At 61.7% G+C, this 19822-nt stretch carries 18 protein-coding genes and 1 riboswitch; of the genes, 6 read left to right on the forward strand and 12 right to left on the reverse strand.

All coding sequences use genetic code 11. The features are described from left to right. Nucleotides 1-25: 25 nt before the first annotated feature. From HU737_RS24965 to ahcY, 4 genes are all read right to left on the reverse strand, one after another. Nucleotides 26-814, reverse strand: coding sequence for a substrate-binding periplasmic protein (locus HU737_RS24965; protein ID WP_186557384.1), 789 nt, complete (start codon nucleotides 812-814; stop codon nucleotides 26-28). 63 nt (nucleotides 815-877) lie between these two features. Beyond that, nucleotides 878-1954, reverse strand: a complete 1077-nt coding sequence (locus tag HU737_RS24970; RefSeq protein ID WP_186557385.1) for a hypothetical protein — start codon at nucleotides 1952-1954, stop codon at nucleotides 878-880. Between the two features lie 99 nt (nucleotides 1955-2053). After that, the gene (metF, locus tag HU737_RS24975; protein ID WP_186557386.1) at nucleotides 2054-2899 is read right to left on the reverse strand and encodes a methylenetetrahydrofolate reductase [NAD(P)H]; all 846 of its coding nucleotides are present in this window, start codon (nucleotides 2897-2899) and stop codon (nucleotides 2054-2056) included. Nucleotides 2900-3063: 164 nt separating this feature from the next. Further along, nucleotides 3064-4473, reverse strand: coding sequence for an adenosylhomocysteinase (ahcY, locus tag HU737_RS24980; protein ID WP_186557387.1), 1410 nt, complete (start codon nucleotides 4471-4473; stop codon nucleotides 3064-3066). Nucleotides 4474-4494: 21 nt separating this feature from the next. Further along, nucleotides 4495-4590: riboswitch (S-adenosyl-L-homocysteine riboswitch) on the reverse strand. Nucleotides 4591-4768: 178 nt separating this feature from the next. On the opposite strand from ahcY, the gene HU737_RS24985 reads away from it, so the two are divergent. Then, nucleotides 4769-5170 (forward strand): acyl-CoA thioesterase, encoded by a 402-nt coding sequence (locus HU737_RS24985; RefSeq protein ID WP_186557388.1) that lies wholly within the window; start codon nucleotides 4769-4771, stop codon nucleotides 5168-5170. A gap of 47 nt (nucleotides 5171-5217) precedes the next feature. Here HU737_RS24985 and HU737_RS24990 read toward each other — a convergent pair whose 3' ends face one another. Together HU737_RS24990 and HU737_RS24995 are read right to left on the reverse strand one after the other, a co-directional pair. Further along, entirely contained in the window at nucleotides 5218-6174 is a 957-nt protein-coding gene (locus HU737_RS24990; RefSeq protein ID WP_186557780.1) for a transposase, read from the reverse strand. A 290-nt stretch (nucleotides 6175-6464) separates the two neighbouring features. Next, a complete protein-coding gene (locus tag HU737_RS24995; RefSeq protein WP_186557572.1) occupies nucleotides 6465-7700 on the reverse strand; it encodes a cation:proton antiporter in 1236 nt (411 codons plus the stop codon). Nucleotides 7701-7918: 218 nt separating this feature from the next. On the opposite strand from HU737_RS24995, the gene HU737_RS25000 reads away from it, so the two are divergent. Both HU737_RS25000 and HU737_RS25005 read left to right on the forward strand, forming a co-directional pair. Further along, complete coding sequence (locus HU737_RS25000; protein WP_186557571.1) at nucleotides 7919-8752, forward strand: EamA family transporter; 834 nt, start codon at nucleotides 7919-7921, stop codon at nucleotides 8750-8752. A 31-nt stretch (nucleotides 8753-8783) separates the two neighbouring features. After that, nucleotides 8784-9170, forward strand: coding sequence for an MAPEG family protein (locus HU737_RS25005; RefSeq protein ID WP_186557569.1), 387 nt, complete (start codon nucleotides 8784-8786; stop codon nucleotides 9168-9170). A gap of 112 nt (nucleotides 9171-9282) precedes the next feature. Here HU737_RS25005 and mltA read toward each other — a convergent pair whose 3' ends face one another. Then, complete coding sequence (mltA, locus tag HU737_RS25010) at nucleotides 9283-10434, reverse strand: murein transglycosylase A (protein WP_186557567.1); 1152 nt, start codon at nucleotides 10432-10434, stop codon at nucleotides 9283-9285. Between the two features lie 115 nt (nucleotides 10435-10549). On the opposite strand from mltA, the gene HU737_RS25015 reads away from it, so the two are divergent. After that, a complete protein-coding gene (locus tag HU737_RS25015) occupies nucleotides 10550-10996 on the forward strand; it encodes a c-type cytochrome (RefSeq protein ID WP_186557560.1) in 447 nt (148 codons plus the stop codon). Between the two features lie 194 nt (nucleotides 10997-11190). Here HU737_RS25015 and HU737_RS25020 read toward each other — a convergent pair whose 3' ends face one another. From HU737_RS25020 to HU737_RS25040, 5 genes are all read right to left on the reverse strand, one after another. Next, complete coding sequence (locus HU737_RS25020) at nucleotides 11191-11589, reverse strand: DUF1090 domain-containing protein (protein ID WP_186557558.1); 399 nt, start codon at nucleotides 11587-11589, stop codon at nucleotides 11191-11193. A gap of 143 nt (nucleotides 11590-11732) precedes the next feature. Then, a complete protein-coding gene (locus tag HU737_RS25025; RefSeq protein ID WP_186557556.1) occupies nucleotides 11733-12128 on the reverse strand; it encodes a DUF1090 domain-containing protein in 396 nt (131 codons plus the stop codon). A 60-nt stretch (nucleotides 12129-12188) separates the two neighbouring features. Further along, a complete protein-coding gene (gene ligB / locus HU737_RS25030) occupies nucleotides 12189-13862 on the reverse strand; it encodes an NAD-dependent DNA ligase LigB (protein ID WP_186557555.1) in 1674 nt (557 codons plus the stop codon). Between the two features lie 144 nt (nucleotides 13863-14006). Beyond that, a complete protein-coding gene (gene metK / locus HU737_RS25035) occupies nucleotides 14007-15197 on the reverse strand; it encodes a methionine adenosyltransferase (RefSeq protein WP_186557554.1) in 1191 nt (396 codons plus the stop codon). Continuing rightward, entirely contained in the window at nucleotides 15194-16213 is a 1020-nt protein-coding gene (locus tag HU737_RS25040; protein ID WP_186557553.1) for an ArsR/SmtB family transcription factor, read from the reverse strand. The genes metK and HU737_RS25040 overlap by 4 nt, the downstream gene beginning before the upstream one ends. A gap of 409 nt (nucleotides 16214-16622) precedes the next feature. On the opposite strand from HU737_RS25040, the gene tkt reads away from it, so the two are divergent. Next, nucleotides 16623-18620 (forward strand): transketolase, encoded by a 1998-nt coding sequence (gene tkt / locus HU737_RS25045; protein ID WP_186557551.1) that lies wholly within the window; start codon nucleotides 16623-16625, stop codon nucleotides 18618-18620. Nucleotides 18621-18757: 137 nt separating this feature from the next. Next, a complete protein-coding gene (gene epd / locus HU737_RS25050; protein ID WP_186557549.1) occupies nucleotides 18758-19819 on the forward strand; it encodes an erythrose-4-phosphate dehydrogenase in 1062 nt (353 codons plus the stop codon). Nucleotides 19820-19822: the final 3 nt, after the last annotated feature.

Below are 19822 nucleotides of genomic sequence, written 5' to 3' on the forward strand. Positions count from 1 at the left end.
GCGGGAAGGCCCGAGTATAACAGAGCTATCGCAGCGTGCCGCGTTCCTGCTGCTCAATGGCGTCATCAAACCGCTCGGCGTCGCCCGCATAGCGCGCGCTAATGGCGGCGTAGGCGGGCTCGCGCTTGAACTGGCGTAGTTCGTCGGCGAACGCTTGAGCGAGTTTCTGCCGTCCAGGCTTCTGCGCAAGCCCCAGATACTGCGCGTGACGGCTGATCAGCAACGGCTGCTCCTCGACCTGCTGCAGCAACCCCAATTGATGGCGCAGGAAGCGGCCGACCTGGCGATCGGTCACCAGCGCATCGATGCGCCCTAGCATCAGCTTGCCGAAGTTGGCTTCATGGGTGGGCGCGGCCTCGCGCTTGAACAGCGCAGACTCGTTGAAATGCGCGCCGTAGGCATAACCGGGTGAGGTGCCAATGGTCAGGCCGGCAAGGTCGTGCAGGTGTGTGATCAGCGGACGCTGGACACGTTTGCGAAACACCACGAATTCAACATTCGATAGCGGTTCGTCTGGGTAGATCATGTAGGTTTTACGCGTGTCGATCTGGAAGATGTCGAGCACACCGTCGACCTGGCCCTGTTCGACCATCGCCAGGCAGCGCTTCCAGGGCAGGAACTGCCAGTCGACCTCAATGCCCAGGCGCTTGAACACTTCCCGTGAGACTTCGTAGTCGATGCCTTTCGGTTGGCCGTTTTCCTGATAGATGTAGGGCGCCCAGTCATCGGATACCAGGCGCAGGCGCTCGGCCTGAGCCAATGAACTCAGGCAAACAAGCAGCAGAAGGCCAAGAAGGCGGGCGAGGTCTGGCATGGCCGCAGAGTACGCGCTAAGTGAAAACGTGACCAGTGCAGCCTGGCCACGTTGAGGGCCGGGTCAGGCTCGCGAATCCTTGAGCAGATGGCGCTCGACTTCTTTGTGCCGGCGACCCAGTGACAAGCGCAAGCCAGGCTGGCGCAGGCATTGGCGCAATTGCTCTGCCTCCATTCGACCATGGCGCTCGTGCAGGTTCTCCAGGGCCTTGTCCCACCACGCCGGGGCGCAGGCTCGGTCGAACTCATTGGCATAGGCGTAGCAGCCATACAGCAATTCGCGGGCGAACTGGCGCTGATGGCTGGGCAGGGTCAGGCTCATGGCCTTGTAGCCCAGCCGGTGCAGGGCCGGAGGTCGGGGCAGTTGATCGTTGACCAGGTACACGTCGGCCAGCGCCGCTTCACTGAGCGGGTCGTCACCGTGCTTGTGCAGCCAGGCCTGGATCTTCGCCCGGAACTGCGCCTTGCGGCTCCAGTAGTGATGGATCACGTCGGTACATTCGGCGAGTTCAAGGGTGCGATAGGCGGCGACCGCCAGGCAGAACTCTTCCAAAGTGTAGGCCTGGCGAGCCTGCGGGTAGTACTCGTCCATCAAGGCGATGGAGTGATCGAGCGTCGCTGCGTCAGCCGCGGTCAGGCCGATTACCCCAGAGTTGACCAGCGGCATCTGCGTGTCGGCCAGCCCGCGTGCTTGCAGGGCCTGATGCAGGGTCTTGTACAGCTGGCAGTCGGGGTTTGCGCCATAACGTGCGCCAATGGCGTTGCACAGCAGCGTGCCGGTCTTGATGCGACGGAACAGCTGCATCGGCGATTGGCGGAAGAATGTGTCGGTGTCGATCAACACCGCCAGCGGGTGCTGCTCAAGCAGCTGGCGCATCAGCACATGCTTGCTGCGGAAATGATAACCGTGCGGCTGGTTCCAGGCCTTGCGCGTTGCTTCGTCCAGCGCATGGACGACAACTGGCAGCTTGGCGTAGGGCTCGGGAGAGTCTGTGTAGACCTGGATATCGATCGCTTCATCGGGCGTCTGGCGCAAATGTGCCAGGGCGCTGACGATGCTGAAGCAGGCTTCCTGGTGGTAGGTGGCCGGGCCGAATGCGAGGTAAACCAGTTGAGGCTTGGAGGGATGTTGGGGATGCATTCCGTGCAGTAACCTATCGAGGAGCCAAAATGAATAAGGCTTTAGCCTAAGCTAAAGCCTTTTTCATGTCCTCATATTCTTGTTACCGGCGATTGACGGTCAACGAGGAAGCTTGAGGTTGTTCCAGATCGCCAGGCTCGCTTCGGCCTGGTTCAGGGTATAGAAGTGCAGCCCTGGAGCGCCGCCTTGCAGCAGTTGCTCGCACATGCGGCTGATCACTTCCTCGCCGAACGCCTGGATGCTGGCGGTATCGTCGCCGTAGGCTTCCAGTTGCTTGCGAATCCAGCGTGGCAGCTCAGCGCCACAGGCGTCGGAGAAGCGCGCCAGTTTGCTGTAGTTGGTGATCGGCATGATGCCGGGCACAACCGGGATGTCGACGCCCATCTGCTGCACGCGCTCGACGAAGTAGAAGTAGCTGTCGGCGTTGAAGAAGTACTGGGTGATGGCGCTGTCGGCGCCAGCCTTGACCTTGTGCACGAAGTTGGCCAGGTCAGCCTCGAAGTTGGGCGCCTGCGGGTGCATCTCCGGGTAGGCGGCCACTTCCAAGTGGAAGTGATCGCCGGTTTCCTGGCGGATGAACTCGACCAGGTCGCTGGCGTAGCGCAGTTCGCCCGAGGCCATGCCCATGCCCGAAGGCAGGTCGCCACGCAGGGCGACGATGCGCTTGATGCCGGCCGCTTTGTATTCGCCAAGCAATGCGCGCAGGTCGGCCTTGGTGTCACCCACGCACGACAGGTGCGGAGCGGCAGGGACTTTCACTTCGCTTTCCAGCTGCAGCACGGTATTGAGCGTGCGGTCACGGGTCGAGCCGCCAGCGCCGTAGGTGCAGGAGAAGAAGTCGGGGTTGTAGCTTGCCAGCTCACGGGCAACGCCCATCAGCTTTTCATGGCCGGCTTCGGTCTTGGTCGGGAAGAATTCGAAACTGTAACGGCGTTCTTGGGACATCACTCGTTCCTCAGCTGCAAGCTTCAGGCCGCAAGCTGCAAGTCAAAGCCAGACCGGTAGAGGCCGGTCTGGCTTGGGCATCGTTCAAGATTCAAGAGCTACAGGTTTCAAGCGGCTTGGCACTGTCTGCCTCTGCTTGCCGCTTGAAACTTGCAGCTTGCCGCTTAGTACCGGTAGGCGTGCGGCTTGAACGGGCCTTCGACGGTCACACCGATGTAATCGGCTTGCTGCTTGGTCAGCTGGGTGACCACGCCGCCGAAGCCGCGGACCATTTCCAGGGCCACTTCTTCGTCGAGTTTCTTTGGCAGCACTTCAACGGTCAGACGCTCGGCTTTCTTCTCGGCCGACAGGTCGGCGTACTTCTGCTCGAACAGGAAGATCTGCGCCAGTACCTGGTTGGCGAACGAACCGTCCATGATGCGGCTTGGGTGGCCAGTGGCGTTACCCAGGTTCACCAGGCGGCCTTCGGCCAGCAGGATCAGGTAATCGTCGTTCTGCGGGTCGAAGTCGCCAGCGCCGGTACGGTGGATCTTGTGCACCTGCGGCTTGACCTCTTCCCACGCCCAGTTCTTGCGCATGAAGGCAGTGTCGATCTCGTTGTCGAAGTGGCCGATGTTGCAGACCACGGCGCGCTTCTTCAGGGCCTTGAGCATGTTGGCATCGCAGACGTTGACGTTACCGGTGGTGGTGACGATCAGGTCGATCTTGCCCAGCAGGGCCTTGTCGATGCTGGCTTCGGTGCCGTCATTGATGCCGTCGATGAACGGCGAGACCAGCTCGAAGCCGTCCATGCAGGCCTGCATGGCGCAGATCGGGTCAACTTCGGTGACCTTGACGATCATGCCTTCCTGACGCAGCGACTGGGCCGAACCCTTGCCCACGTCACCGTAGCCGATCACCAGGGCTTGCTTGCCCGACAGCAGGTGGTCGGTGCCGCGCTTGATGGCGTCGTTGAGGCTGTGACGGCAGCCGTACTTGTTGTCGTTCTTGCTCTTGGTGACCGAGTCGTTGACGTTGATCGCCGGGACTTTCAGCTCGCCCTTGGCCAGCATGTCGAGCAGGCGGTGAACGCCGGTGGTGGTTTCTTCGGTGACGCCGTGGACGCGATCCAGCACTGCGGGGTACTTCTTGTGCAGCAGCTCGGTCAGGTCACCACCGTCGTCGAGGATCATGTTGGCGTCCCATGGCTGGCCATCCTTGAGGATGGTCTGCTCCAGGCACCACTCGTACTCTTCTTCGGTCTCGCCTTTCCAGGCGAACACCGGGATACCGGCAGCGGCGATGGAAGCGGCGGCCTGGTCCTGGGTGGAGAAGATGTTGCAGGACGACCAGCGCACTTCGGCACCCAGGGCAACCAGGGTTTCGATCAGCACGGCGGTCTGGATGGTCATGTGGATGCAGCCCAGGATCTTCGCACCCTTGAGCGGTTGCTCTTCGAGGTACTTGCGACGCAGGCCCATCAGTGCAGGCATTTCCGATTCAGCAATGATGGTTTCGCGACGACCCCAGGCGGCCAGGGAGATGTCAGCGACTTTGAAATCGGTAAAACCAGCAGGCGTGTTTACAGCGCTCATCAAGAGCCTCCATTCGTAGTGTGCGAATGGGCGCCGTTGTGCGTTGAGCGTCCGCATGGCGGACAACGCCCCAACCGAGCCTGACAGGCCGAGCCTGCTGCAGCGCCCCTCGGATGGGTGGCGGGCATGGCCCCGCAGCGGGTGGCCATGTGAAACGGCGCAGATTATAGCCGGGGTGGGCTATCAGACCCAAGGTTTTCTGTCGATTAATCGAGACGATAGTCGATGGGTAATGGAGAGCGGCGGCAGGCTCTGCCATCATGACTGCACGTAAGCCAAGCCGTCAGGAGCAATGATGAACTTCCACACCCGCAAGTGGGTTAAACCCGAAGACCTCAACCCTAATGGCACGCTGTTCGGTGGCAGCCTGCTGCGCTGGATCGACGAAGAGGCGGCGATCTACGCCATCGTCCAACTGGGCAACCAGCGCGTGGTCACCAAGTACATGTCGGAAATCAACTTCGTCAGCGCTTCGCGTCAGGGCGACATCATCGAGCTGGGCATCACCGCCACCGAGTTTGGCCGCACCTCGATCACCCTCAAGTGTGAAGTGCGCAACAAGATCACCCGCAAGAGCATCCTGACCGTGGACAAGATGGTCTTCGTCAACCTGGGCGATGATGGCCTGCCCGCGGCGCACGGGCGGACGCAGATCAAGTATGTGCAGGATCAGTTCCCGGATACCGCCGTCGAATAAGCGGCTGGCGTGGGGCTTGGGCTATAGGGGCGTGGGAGATTCTATGGTTATGGGCAAGCCAATTTCATAGCTCTGGTGATGTATTCGCCCTGATTTTTCATCAGGGCGAAAGCCACGCGGGCAAGCTTTCGAGCCAAGATGACCAAGGCTTGGGTTGTTGCTTTACCGCTGTTTCGATGCTGCTCATAAAGGTCTCTCCAAGCGGCCGACCTGCTGGCGGACATTGCCGCGTTGTGCAGCAAACGACGGATCTCTGAACATCCCCGCTTTGTCAGGCGACGACGTCCATTCGTCTGCCCAGAGTCATTAACTCGCAGGTCCATTCCAAGGAATGCGATGAAGGAGTCACTGTTTTTAAATTCGCCTCTGACAAAGGCCATGACTAATGCCGCAGCGGTCAGAAAACCAATTCCTTCTACGGCTTGGCAGCGAGCCACTTGTTCTTGTAGTCCGGCTTCTCGGAGCACGTCCTTAAGTTTTTTCTGAATCAGTAAATCGAGGCGGTCTATCGATTTGACGAACACTTCGAAGGCGCTCTTCAAAAGGCTTTCATTGGCCCAGCTCTGAGTCATTGCAGTGCGCGCTGTCACCAAGGCAGCTCTGCGTCGCAGAAGGCTCTGGACCTTGCCGTAGACGGCGGGAGGGGGGCTCCAGGGGCGAAGATCTTCCCCTTCGTTTCTCAAGAACCGGGACAACAATCTCGCATCAGAAGGGTCAGTTTTGACTCGTCCTCCAACACTTTTCCGATAGTTGCTCAGTTGAAAGCCATCAATGACATAAACCTCAAGACCCGCACCATGGGCTAACTCGACCAGGTCCAAGTGATAGACGTTGGTCGCTTCAACTGCGATAGCCGTGTTGAGCGGCTGTTGTTTCAACCATCGCTTGATGTCGGGTTTTGAATTTTTCAGTTTGATTACCTCATCACTAGCGTCGTGATGGATAACCAACTCAGCCTTTGCGACGTCCGTACCCACGATCAGTTTGCCTGCCTGCATTGCCATGGGCGGTTCTCCACGTTAAGGTTTTTCGGCTTGAAGGGGTTTCACCAAGAGGCGCTGGCTTGCTTCTATCGTCGCTTGCAAACGATGCATTCTTTATCGGCGCTTTGGTGGAAGGGGTGGGGCGATGTCTCCCACGGTCTGTACTGCTGCGAACAGTCAGAATCGGGCATTTAGTCCCACCACCCCTTCAAGTCTAACCATACAAGCGGGCTCGCCCCGCGATGCGAGGGTGAACCCACCGCTGCCATCGCGAGGCAAGCCCGCTCCCACGAGTCCAACAAATCGCTCTTTCAGGGCTGGGCAGTAACGCCACGTACCACGCGGCCAATGCTCAAGCCCTGAATCAGGATCGAAGACAGCACCACGATGTAAGTGATCGACAGCAGCAGGTCGCGCTCATCACCCACCGGCAGCGACAGCGCCAGAGCCACCGAAACCCCACCGCGCAAACCACCCCAGGTCAGTACCCGCACCGTGCCTTTGGGCACGCTACGCCAGCGGCGCAGCAGGACGATCGCCGGTGCCACGGTCAGCAAACGCGACATCAATACCGCGACCGCCAGCACGCTGCCGGCCGCCAGGTGCAGCCAGTTGAACGGCAGCAGCAACAGCTCCAGGCCGATCAGGGCGAACAGCAGCGCATTGAGCATGTCGTCGATCAGCTCCCAGAAGCCGTCCATGTAGCGCCGGGTCATGTCGTTCATCGCCAGGTTGCGCCCCAGGTTGCCGATGATCAGACCGGCCACCACCATGGCGATTGGCGCCGAAACGTGCAGCTCGTAGCACATCGCCGAACCACCGATGACCAGCGCCAGGGTCAGCATGACCTCGACCTGGTACTGCTCGATGCTCTTGATCATGCGGTAGGTCGCGTAGCCGATCAGGCCGCCAAAGGCGATGCCGCCCAGTGCTTCGCGGGCAAACAGAATGGCGGTCTCGGAAACGCTCGGCGTCTCGCCGAGCTGGACGATCCCCAGCAATACGGTAAACACCACCACCGCCGTGCCGTCATTGAACAACGATTCGCCGACGATGGTGGTTTTCAGTGGTTTCGAAGCATTGGCGGTGCGCAGTGCGCCGAGCACCGCGATCGGGTCGGTCGGCGAAATCAGTGCGCCAAACAGCAGGCAATAGATCAGGCTGACGTGCCAGCCGAACAGGGCGAACACCCAGTGCGCCAAAAAGCCGATGACCACAGTGGCGATCAACACGCCGATGGTCGCCAACAGGCCGATGGGCCAGCGGTAGCTGCGCAGGTCGCCGAGGTTGACGTGCAAGGCGCCGGCGAACAGCAGGAATGACAGCATCCAGTGCATCAGCAGATCGTTGAAGTCGATCTGGTTCATCAGGCCTTCGACGCGCTCTTCCAAGCCGGGGAAACCGATCAGGCTCAAGCCCTGGAGAATCAAGGAGAATAATAGCGCCGTCACCATCACGCCGATGGCGGGTGGCAGGCCGATGAAACGGTAATTGACGTAGGTGAGAAGGGTGGTCAGGCAGATAAACGCGGCAACAAGTTCAAGCATCCCAAATCCTGTAAAGAGTGGCTTCCGAGTCGTAACCCGAATCGCTCGGGCAGTTGTTTGATGGCCTGGCGAGGGTTTCGGGACACACCCTCTGACCGGAAATCTCCGATTCGTTCAGAAACAGGTGTCGCTATGCGGCCCCAAAGATCGACAGGAAACCGCTATATTTGTGCCCTCATCCGCCACAGGCCACCCCGGCTCTCTGCAAGGAATACAGCGTGTTGGCAACCTCCCTCGTGCTCATCGCAGCCCTCCTGCACGCCACCTGGAATACCCTGATCAAATTCAGTGGCGAGCGCCTGCTGGTGATCGCCAGCATGGATGCGGTGGCCCTGGTCTTCGCCCTCGCGGCCGTCGCTTTCGTCGACTTCCCGCCCGCTGAAATCTGGCCCTGGCTAGTGACCTCGGCGCTTGCCGAGCAGCTCTACCGGGTACTGCTGATCAAGGCCTACCGCGTTGGCGACCTGGGCCTGGTCTATCCTCTGATGCGCGGCCTGTCGCCTTTGGTGGTGCTGGGCCTGACCCTGGCATTCGCCGGAGAAACACTGAGCCAGCAGCAGATCATCGGCATCCTGTTGATCCCCTGCGGTATGGCCTGCTTGCTGTGGCAGGGCGGAGGCGGTGAGCGGCTGCCTTGGTCGATGCTGCCGGTAGTGGCGTTAATTGGTCTGTGCATCGGCTGTTACACCTGGTTCGATGGCCAGGCCGTGCGCCTGTGGGGCCAGCCTTGGGATTACCTGGTCTGGCTGACCTTGCTCAGCGCCTGGCCGTTTCCGCTGCTGGCCAGCGTGGCGAGGCGTGCGCCGTTCGCGCTGTTCTGGCGCACGCAATGGCGGTTGGGGTTGGCGGTGGGCTTGTGTGTGTTGTTCAGCTACGCCCTGGTGCTGTGGGCCATGCACCTAGGGTCGGTGGCCGAGGCTGCGGCGCTGCGCGAGTTGAGTGTGATCCTGGTGGTGCTGTTGGGGATGCGCTACCTCAAAGAACCTTTTGGCGGTCCGAGGCTCTTAGCATGCGGGCTGGTCCTGGCGGGCATGCTGGTGATGAAGCTCTGATCCCGATCATTTCGAACAAGGAGTCCTGTCCATGACCGTTGCCCTGTGGTGCATTCTGATTGCCCTGATCCTGCCGCCGCTGTGTGCGCTGATCGCCAAGCTCAGCAGCGGGCGATTCGGCCTTAAGGACAATCACGATCCGCGAGCCTTTCTCGACACGCTGTCGGGCCTGCCACGGCGTGCCCATGCCGCGCAGCAGAACAGCTATGAAGCGTTCCCGGCGTTCGCGGCGGCGGTGCTGGTGGCGGATATCGTCGGCAATGCCGAACAGGTGACGCAGGATGTGCTGGGGGTGATGTACATCACCAGCCGGTTGCTCTACATCATTTGCTACCTGGCGGACTGGGCGGCGTTGCGCTCGCTGGTGTGGTTTGCCGGGCTGGCGTTGATTGTGTCGTTCTTCGTGGTTTCGGTCTGACATCGAGTCGCGCTTTTCGCGGGTAAACCCGCTCCTATAGGCACCCCGTTGACCTTGAAGCCAGCGCAGTCCCTGTGGGAGCGGGCTTGCCCGCGAAAAGCTCACCGCAAAATCAGAGGACTTTCGGCACTTCAGGCAATGGTTTGCCTTTAGGCCAAAGCATCCAGATCTGTCCCTGCTGCTTCATGTTACCCGCTAGTTCACCGGCCTCAGGCCCGGTGCCCCAGAACAGGTCCGCACGCACCTCGCCGGTAATTGCACCGCCGGTGTCCTGTGCGCCCACTGGCCGCACCACTGGCGTGCCGTCCGGGCGCGTGGTGGACAACCACAGCAAGCTGCCCAGCGGAATCACCTTACGGTCGATGGCCACGCTGTAGCCCGCAGTCAGCGGCACGTTGAGCGAACCGCGCGGGCCTTCGTTGCTGTCCGGACGGGTGCTGAAGAAGACATAGCTGGGGTTGCTGGCCAGCAGTTCCGGCACCCGTTGTGGATTGGCCTGGGCCCAGGCATGAATGGCGCCCATGCTCACGTCTTCCTTCTTCAACTGGCCTTGCTCGATCAGCCAGCGACCAATCGGCCGGTACGGGTGGCCGTTTTGGTCGGCGTAACCCAGGCGCAACTGCCGGCCATTTTCCAGCTCGACGCGGCCCGAACCCTGGATCTGCAGGAATTGCAGGTCCATCGGGTCGGTCAGCCAGGCCAGCACCGGCGCTTTGACACCGTCGCGATAGATCACCTCGGCAGTGTCGTACGGCTTGAGCACCCGGCCTTCAAGGCGGCCACGCAGGCGTTTGCCTTTGAGCTCGGGATAGATGCTGGCCAGGTCGACCACGATCATGTCGTCGGGAATGCCATAAACCGGCACCTGAGCAGCTTCAGTGCGTTCCAGGCTGCCGGGGTAGACCGGCTCGTAATAACCAGTGATCAAGCCATTGGCGTTGTTCTCGGCCGAGCGCAGGCCATACACCTGCAGGTTCTGCTGGAGGAAGGCACGAGCTTGGGCGGCATCGTCCGGAATCCGCTGCGCTGCTTCGCAGGTCGGCGCCCAGACCGGGTCACGCTTGAGCTTCTCGCAGCCATTGCGCCAGGCCACGAAGCCTGCCAGCAAGTCGGCATCGCTGACACTGGGCAGGTCTTTCCAGGTGGCGGGGGCGTAGGTGGCCACGGCATGGGGTTCGGGTTTGGCGCTTTCGCCGCCGTTGCAGCCGGCCAGCAGGGCCAGGGCGGGGAGTGCCCAGGCGAGATGGCGCAGAGCAGATTTCATGGCTGAATCCTTGAGCGGGCGAGCGCGTGGCTGCCCCTGTTTTTCGTAAGGGTATTGGTGTTTGTCGAGCAGGCGAGGATACTGTCGGCCCTATTCCGATGCCAATGTGACCGTGATGTTCAAATGTTTCACCGTGCTGCTGCTGGTCAGCGTGTCCCTGGTGGGTTGCGACCGTGTCGATCCTAACTCACCGCTGGGGCAGCGCAAGGCGATCTTCAAGCAGATGCTCAAGACCAGCGAAGACATGGGCGGCATGCTGCGTGGGCGCTTACCCTTCGATGGCGGCAAGTTCGCCGACGGCGCGCTGAAGCTCGATAGCCTGGCCCATGCGCCATGGCAGCATTTTCCACAAGTGCAGGATGAGGGCGACAGCAGTGCTCGGGCCGAGGTTTGGCAGCGGCAGGCGCGTTTTGAGGATCTGGCGCGGCAACTGGAAGGTGTCACCGCGCAATTGGTAGGCGTGACGCGGACTCAACCGCTGGAAATGGCGCAATTGAAGGCACCGATGGACAAGGTCGAAGCCGCCTGCAAGGCCTGTCATAGCGAGTTTCGCAACCACTGACAGCGCCGTAATGCTGTTCACTTAAGATTTTGGGGCCGCTTTGCGCCCCTTCGCGGGCAAGCCCGCTCCCACAGGTATAGCGCCGCTCGGACGGTCGGCGCCGTACCTGTGGGAGCGGGCTTGCCCGCGAAGGGGCGCAAAGCGGCCCCAAAGCAGGCGACAAGGGCCTTAAGTGAACAGCATTACTGTCGGGGCTATTTATCCAGCTCGGCCTGCGCCTGTTTCAGCTCGGCTTCAGATTCCGCCAGCTTGCTCTGGCGCTTGGCAATCTTGCCTGGGTCGCCCTTGGCTTGCGCCTGTTTGAGGTCCGCCTGGCGCTCTTCAACTTCAGCCTTGGCCTTGTCGATTTTTGCTTGGCGCTCAGCGCGCAAGCCTTCATCGGTACAGTGCTCGGTATTCTCTTTCAGCGCTTTTTGCAGCCCGCGCACTTCGCCGGAGTTCTGCCGGGATTGGGCTTGCTGCAGCTGCTGCTCGATGGCATCACGTTTGGCTGCGCAGCCGGTCAGGCCGGGGCTGAGGATCTGCGCGGCTTGCAACGAGCCCGCGGGCAAAGCTAAGGCACTCAGCAAGGCCAGGGTAGACAGCCGTTTCATGGGGGGCCTCCTTTACAGGGTAATGGCAACAAAAACTGTAAGGGCATAGTGCGCTCAACGCTTTGCTCCGGGAACCCAGTAACGGCAAATATGGCCCCTTTTCAGACGGCTCCTACAGCTTTAGTGGCATCGATTGATTGAAATCAACGCTCCAGCTCGTCCAGCGCGCTCTGCAGTTCTTTCTTCGATTCGGCGAGCTTGTCTTTGCGCTTGTTGATCTTCTCGGCATCGCCTTTCTTCATCGCCTTGTCCAGGTCCTTGGTGCGCTGGTTCACTTCATGGCGGGCATCGAGCACCTTCTGCTCGCGCTCTTTGCGCAGGCTAGCGTCGGTGCAGTGCTCGGTGACTTCGCTCAGGGCCTTCTCCAGACCGGCCTGCTGGGCACTGTTGCCGTGGGCGCGGGCCTGTTCGATCTGTTCGCTGATGGCCTGACGCTTGGCTGCGCAACCGGTCAACCCGGGCTGCTGCTCGGCAGCCAGCGCAGAATGGGCGGACAGGCAGAACACGGCGGACAGGGCGAGGGACGAGAGCAGTTTCATCAGGGACTCCATTCGAAGGCAGGGCAACGGAAAATGAAATGCTGCCCTGAACCGGCGAAATTAGAAACCCTTGATTGCGTGCAGGCGCAATTGCGCGGCCAGTATCTGCACGTCGTCATGCTGGAAGAAAGCGCGCAGTTGCTCGGCCCGACGGCGGCCGATGCCGGGTTGCGCCAACCATTGCTCGGTATTTCTGGCGGCCAGGGTCGACCAGTCGGAACCCAGATCGAGGTCCTTGGGCGCCGGTACACCGATGGCGCGCAACCAGCGTTGGAAGGGTTGTTGACGGGCTTGCTCGAAGGCCTGCAGCAATTGCTCGGCGCGTTTCTCGCCAATCCCAGGGGTGAGCAGCAAGTCGGCGCGCGTCAGGTTCAGCCAGTCGTCCAGGTTGCCGACCGCAGCGCTGTCGACCAATTGCGCCCAGGTCGATGAGCCCAGCTTTGCCATGGCCAAGCCCTGCTTGCCGCTTAGCCAGTTCAAGCGGGCGATAAATTGCTGTCTGCAGCTGTCGCTGTCTTGCCAGCAGCTGAGGGGGTGATGCTCGGAAGGCACCGGCGCAGCCACAGGCTCACGATGCAAACTGCGATGCACCACGCTGTCCAGGCGGGGGATGGTCAGCCCCGCCAGGCTCACGGCCACTTGGTCGCCGCGGCGTATGTCCAGCGCTTGCCAGCGCGCGAGTGATCCCAAGCTGACCAGGCTGATTCGGCGATCATCCAGGGTCAGTGGCTCAAGGTGCAGCATGGGGGTGATTCGGCCTGTCCTGCCGACCCTGAAGCGAACGTCTCGGACCTCAGCCAGCGCTTGCCTGAACGGGTACTTCCACGCTGCGATCCAGTACGGCGGCTTGGCCCGCCAGCGCTCAGCCGGTGGGCGACTGTCCAGACGCAAGATCACCCCGTCGGTGGCGAACGGCAGCGGCGTGCGATACCAGCGCTGGCGCCAATCAGCGGCCTGCTCGTAGGTGCTGATGGCCACGCTGTAGCGCTGGCTGTCGGCAAAACCCAGTTCTGCCAGCTTGGCCAAGCGTTCGGCCTGGCTGGCGGGGCCTTGCGGCCAGTCCCAGACGAACAGCCCGATATTCTGCCCTTGCTCGGCATTGATCTGCTTGCGTGCCAGCAACCCGGCGACAGTCCCTCGGGCATTGAGCCCGCCAGCACTTGCTTGCACATGCTTATCCAGCGCCCAGTACAGCTCGCCTTGCAAAACCATATCGAGCGGCTGTGGCAGTTGTTGAGTCAGGCCGCCTAGCGCAGGGATATGCCGGCTCCAGTCGTGGCCATGGATGCCATCGCCCCGGCTGAGCAATTGCCTCAGGCGGCCCTGGCGAAAGACTAGCGATACCGCAACGCCATCGACCTTGGGCTGAATCCAGATGCCCTGCTTGCCACGCATCCAGCCAGCGACCGCCTGCTCGTTGGCCAGCTTTTCGACGCCGGTGTGCGCGACAGGGTGGGGAATCTGACCGCGAGCGCTGGCCAGCGGGTGGTCGACGGTATTGAGCGAAAAGCACCTTTGTAGCCAGTGAAGGCGCTGCCGACTCTGGTCGTACAGTTCATCCGCCACCAGCGAAATGCCGTGGCGATGGTAGTGCTCATCCCATTTGGCCAGCGTGGCTTGCAGCTGCGCACTTTCTTGTCGCCCTCGTTCAGCGGGCCAGGCAGGGCAGTCGGCAGCGACGGCTGTGGATAAGTAAGCGCTAGCTAAAAAACCAACGAGCAGCTTGAGCGACATGGCCAGCATCCTTGCATGGCGGTGTGGAATGCTCAGCCTAGGCAGCCGACAGCGGGTTTGCAGGGCGCAGTTGTCAGCCGATATGTCACAAAAAAGCCCCTGCCGATTACGCGGCAGGGGCTTTCGTCTGTAGCTGTAGGAAGCTTACAGGCCGGCAGCGTCACGCAGCGCCTGGGCGCGGTCGGTACGCTCCCAGGTGAAGGTGGTGAAGGTGTCGTCGCCGACAGTCTTCTGCTGCGGAGTACGGCCGAAGTGGCCATACGCTGCGGTCTCCTGGTACATCGGGTGCAGCAGGTCGAGCATGGTAGTGATGGCGTACGGACGCAGGTCGAAGCACTCACGCACCAGCTGCACGATCTTGTCGTCGGAGATCTTGCCGGTGCCGAAGGTGTTCAGCGAGATCGAGGTAGGCTGCGCCACGCCGATGGCGTAGGAGACCTGGATCTCGCAGCGCTCGGCCAGGCCAGCGGCGACGATGTTCTTGGCTACGTAGCGGCCAGCGTAGGCAGCCGAGCGGTCGACCTTGGATGGGTCTTTGCCGGAGAACGCGCCGCCGCCGTGACGGGCCATGCCGCCGTAGGAGTCGACGATGATCTTGCGACCGGTCAGGCCGCAGTCACCCACTGGGCCGCCAATGATGAACTGGCCAGTCGGGTTGATGTGGAACTGGGTGTCCTTGTGCAGCAGCTCGGCAGGCAGGGTGTGCTTGACGATCAGCTCCATCACCGCTTCCTGGAGGTCTTTTTGCGACACTTCAGGGTTGTGCTGTGTCGACAGGACGACGGCATCGATACCGACTACCTTGCCGCCTTCATAACGGCAGGTGACCTGCGACTTGGCATCCGGACGCAGCCACGGCAGCAGGCCGGACTTGCGCGCTTCGGCCTGGCGCTCGACCAGGCGGTGGGAGAAGCAGATCGGCGCTGGCATCAGCACGTCGGTTTCGTTGCTGGCATAGCCGAACATCAGGCCCTGGTCGCCAGCGCCCTGATCTTCTGGCTTGCTGCGGTCAACGCCTTGGGCGATGTCCACCGACTGCTTGCCGATGATGTTCATCACCGCGCAGGTGGCGCCGTCGAAGCCGACGTCGGAGCTGTCGTAGCCGATGTCGATGATGACTTTACGGACGATTTCTTCCAGGTCGACCCAGGCCGACGTGGTGACTTCGCCGGCGATGATGGCGACACCGGTCTTGACCAGGGTTTCGCACGCGACACGGGCGAATTTGTCCTGGGTGATGATGGCGTCCAGGACCGCGTCCGAAATCTGGTCGGCGATCTTGTCCGGATGCCCTTCGGACACGGACTCGGAGGTGAAAAGGGAGTATTCGCTCATCTCGACGGGTTCCTAAAATTTACCGAATGGTGAGTGTCGCCAGCCGTCCGCTGGAAATGTCGGACCTGGATCTGGAAACCGTTACGCAAGCCCACATAGAGGCTGTCCCCGGGTAGCAGCCCGGCAGCATGGGCCCACTGGGCCAGGTCGTCCTGCTCGAAGCCAAGCCATAGGTCGCCGCAAGCATCGCGTGCCCAACCTTGGTCATGGCTGCACAGCTCGGTGACCAACAGGCTGCCGCCTGCCTTCACCCGTTTGGCCAACTGGCGCAAGGCCAGGGCCGGGTCGCTGAAATGGTGCAAGACCATGTTCAGCACGACGCAGTCGGCTTCCACATCCGTTGCACCCAGTGCATCGGCCAACTGCAGATTTACATTACCCAGGCCTTCACGTTCGCAGACCTGGCGGGCGAGCTCGAGCATGGTCGAGCTGTTGTCCATGGCGGTGACCTGGGCGAAGCGGCGGGCCAGGTCAGGCAGGAAACCGCCGTCACCGGGGCCCACTTCCAAGGCGCTGGCGGCAGGCCCGAAGCTCAGCTTGTCGAGCAGCGCCAAGAGGCTTTCGCGGTACTGCGGCAGACCGGCGATCAGGTCTTGCTGGGCGCGAAACTTCTCTTCTACACGCAGGAAAAAGTCCTGGCTGGTGGCCGCGCGGCGCTGCTGTACTTGGGCGATGCGCGCTTGCACATCCTCCGGCAGGGCCAGGTCGTCGACTTCTTCGAGCAGGGCGCTGTGCAAGCGCCCGCCCGGACGCAGGCTGTCAGGCAGGGCGCGGCGGTAGAAGATGGCATTGCCTTCGCGGCGGGTGGCGACCAGATCGGCCTGGGCCAATACCTTCAAGTGGTGGCTCATGCCCGATTGGCCGATGTCGAAGATCTGCGCCAACTCCAGCACGCCAAACGAGTCGCTGGCCAAGGCGCGCAACACATTCAGGCGTAGCTCATCGCCACTGGCTTTGCACAAGGCAGCCAATGCGTCGCTTCGCTGAACGGGAATGGGTTGGGCGCGTAGGTTCATAGCGCGGCAGTCTAGACAGGCATCGTTGCCCTCGCAATAGCAATATCAAAAAGTTTTGATATTGCAAGACGTACGGTTTGCTGGTCGTGCGAGCGGCGGTACAGAGAGTGGGATGGTGAGCGCGTGGGAGCGGGCTTGCCCCGCGATGGCGTCCGTGCGTTAACCATCGCCATCGCGGGGCAAGCCCGCTCCCACGCAGAACAGGCTCCCACGCAGTACAGGCTTGCTGAAAATGCTCCGCAGAGTCTCCTCGTTATAGGTTTGCACCAGCGTTTTTCATGAATTGCCCCCTAAACACAGGAAAAATACCCAACTGCGACCATCCGTCATTGCCCCCAGGCCGCCTGTGGGGGAAAATGGCCGCCTTTTTGCGTTCCACTACTTATTCAAAGCCCCAGGAGACTTAGCGATGCCCAGCCGTCGTGATCGTGCCAACGCCATTCGTGCCCTCAGCATGGATGCCGTGCAAAAGGCCAACAGCGGCCACCCAGGTGCCCCTATGGGCATGGCGGATATCGCCGAAGTGCTTTGGCGCGACTACCTGAAGCACAACCCGAGCAACCCGAGCTTCGCTGACCGTGACCGCTTCGTGCTGTCCAACGGCCACGGCTCGATGCTGATCTATTCGCTGCTGCACCTGACCGGCTATGACGTCACCATCGACGACCTCAAGTCGTTCCGCCAGCTGCACAGCCGCACCCCAGGCCACCCGGAGTTCGGCTACACCCCAGGTGTCGAAACCACCACCGGCCCGCTGGGCCAAGGCCTGGCCAACGCCGTAGGCTTCGCCCTCGCCGAGAAAGTGCTGGCTGCCCAGTTCAACCGTGAAGGCCACAACATCGTCGACCACAACACCTACGTGTTCCTGGGTGACGGCTGCATGATGGAAGGCATTTCCCACGAAGTCGCTTCGCTGGCCGGTACCCTGGGCCTGAACAAGCTGGTCGCCTTCTACGACGACAACGGCATCTCCATCGACGGCGAAGTGCACGGCTGGTTCACCGACAACACCCCAGCGCGTTTCGAAGCCTACAACTGGCAGGTCATCCGTAACGTCAACGGTCACGATGCCGACGAAATCAAGATGGCCATCGACACCGCTCGCAAGAGCGACCGTCCGACCCTGATCTGCTGCAAGACCATCATTGGTTTCGGCTCGCCGAACAAGCAGGGCAAGGAAGATTGCCACGGTGCGCCGCTGGGCAACGACGAAATCGCCCTGGCCCGCAAAGAACTGAACTGGAACCACGGCCCGTTCGAAATCCCTGCTGACATCGCTGCCGAGTGGGATGCCAAGGCCGCCGGTGCCAAGGTCGAAGCCGAATGGAACCAGCGCTTCGACGCTTACGCCGCCGCCTTCCCGGAACTGGCCAGCGAGCTCAAGCGTCGCCTGAGCGGTGATCTGCCAGCTGACTTCTCGGAAAAGGCCGCTGCCTACATCGCCGAAGTCGCAGCCAAGGGTGAAACCATTGCCAGCCGCAAGGCCAGCCAGAATGCCCTGAACGCCTTCGGCCTCCTACTGCCTGAGTTCCTCGGCGGCTCGGCTGACCTGGCCGGCTCCAACCTGACCCTGTGGAAAGGTTGCAAGGGTGTCGAGGCCAATGATGCCAGCGGCAACTACGTGTTCTACGGCGTGCGTGAATTTGGCATGACCGCGATCATGAACGGCGTTGCCCTGCACGGCGGCCTGGTGCCTTACGGCGCGACCTTCCTGATGTTCATGGAATACGCCCGTAACGCAGTGCGCATGTCGGCGCTGATGAAACAGCGGGTGATCCACGTCTACACCCACGACTCCATCGGCCTGGGCGAAGACGGCCCGACTCACCAGCCGATCGAGCAGCTGACCAGCCTGCGCAGCACGCCGAACCTGGACACCTGGCGCCCAGCCGATGCGGTCGAGTCGGCCGTCTCCTGGAAAGTCGCACTGGAGCGCAAGGACGGCCCATCGGCGCTGATCTTCTCGCGCCAGAACCTGCAACATCAGGACCGCGATGCCCAGCAGATCGCCGACATCGCCCGTGGTGGCTATGTGCTCAAGGACTGCGCAGGCGAGCCTGAGCTGATCCTGATCGCCACCGGTTCCGAAGTGGGCCTGGCGGTGCAGGCGTTCGCCAAGCTGACCGAGCAGGGCCGCAAGGTGCGCGTCGTGTCGATGCCAAGCACCAGCGTGTTCGATGCCCAGGACGCTGCCTACAAGCAGTCGGTACTGCCGCTGCAAGTCGGTGCGCGCATCGCCATCGAAGCTGCCCACGCCGACTTCTGGTACAAGTACGTAGGCCTGGAAGGTCGCGTCATCGGCATGACCACCTACGGCGAATCGGCTCCGGCCTCGGCGCTGTTCGAGGAGTTCGGCTTCACCCTGGAAAACATCCTGGGTACTGCTGAAGAGCTGCTGGAAGACTGATGTAAAGTCTGGGGGCTTTGCCGCCCCCTTCAATCGCGGGGCAAGCCCGCTCCCACGCCAGCTCGCGAATACTGGCTGGCGTGGGAGCGGGCTTGCCCCGCGATGGTCATACAACGCTTTCGATACGTGAGCCCGGCATGCCCCATCCGCGTCCCTACAAAGTTGCACTCAACGGTTACGGCCGCATCGGCCGCTGTGTCCTGCGCGCACTGGTCGAGCGAGGGGCGAAGGCGGGCTTCGAGATCGTTGCACTGAACGATCTGGCCGATCAGGCCAGCCTGGAATACCTGACACGCTTCGACTCCACCCACGGGCGCTTCCCCGGTGAGGTGAAGGTCGACGGCGATTGCCTGCATATCAATGGCGACTGCGTGCAGGTTTTGCGCAGTGCCACCCCTGAAGGGATCGACTGGTCCGCCCTGGACGTCGACCTGGTGCTCGAATGCACCGGCGCCTACAACACCCGCGCCGACGGCCAGCGCTTCCTCGACGCCGGCGCGCCACGGGTGCTGTTCTCCCAACCGATGGCCAGCGAGGCGGATGTCGATGCCACGGTGGTCTATGGGATCAACCAGGATTGCCTGACCGGCGCCGAGCGGCTGGTGTCCAACGCCTCCTGCACCACCAACTGCGGCGTGCCGCTGTTGCGTGTGCTGGACCAGGCCTTTGGCATCGAGTACGTGCAGATCACCACGATTCACTCGGCGATGAACGACCAGCCGGTGATCGACGCCTATCACCACGAAGACCTGCGCCGCACCCGCTCGGCATTCCAGTCGGTAATTCCGGTGTCTACTGGCCTGGCCCGTGGCATCGAGCGCCTGCTGCCGGAACTTGCCGGGCGAATTCAGGCCAAAGCGGTACGCGTGCCGACCGTCAACGTGTCGTGCCTGGACATCACCTTGCAGACCGCTCGCGATACGACTGCGGCTGAGGTCAACCAGGTGCTGCGCGACGCCGCCCTGAGCGGCCCGCTGCAGGGGCTTGTGGCCTACACCGAGCTGCCGCACGCCAGCTGTGATTTCAACCATGACCCGCATTCGGCCATCGTCGATGCCAGCCAGACCCGCGTTTCCGGCCCCCGCCTGGTGAACCTGCTGGCCTGGTTCGACAACGAATGGGGGTTCGCCAACCGTATGCTCGACGTTGCTGACCACTATCTGCACGTCGTCCACCAAACCCGCACCAAACAGCCCTGAAGG

The sequence above is a fragment of the Pseudomonas urmiensis genome (assembly GCF_014268815.2).
GTDB lineage: Bacteria > Pseudomonadota > Gammaproteobacteria > Pseudomonadales > Pseudomonadaceae > Aquipseudomonas > Aquipseudomonas urmiensis.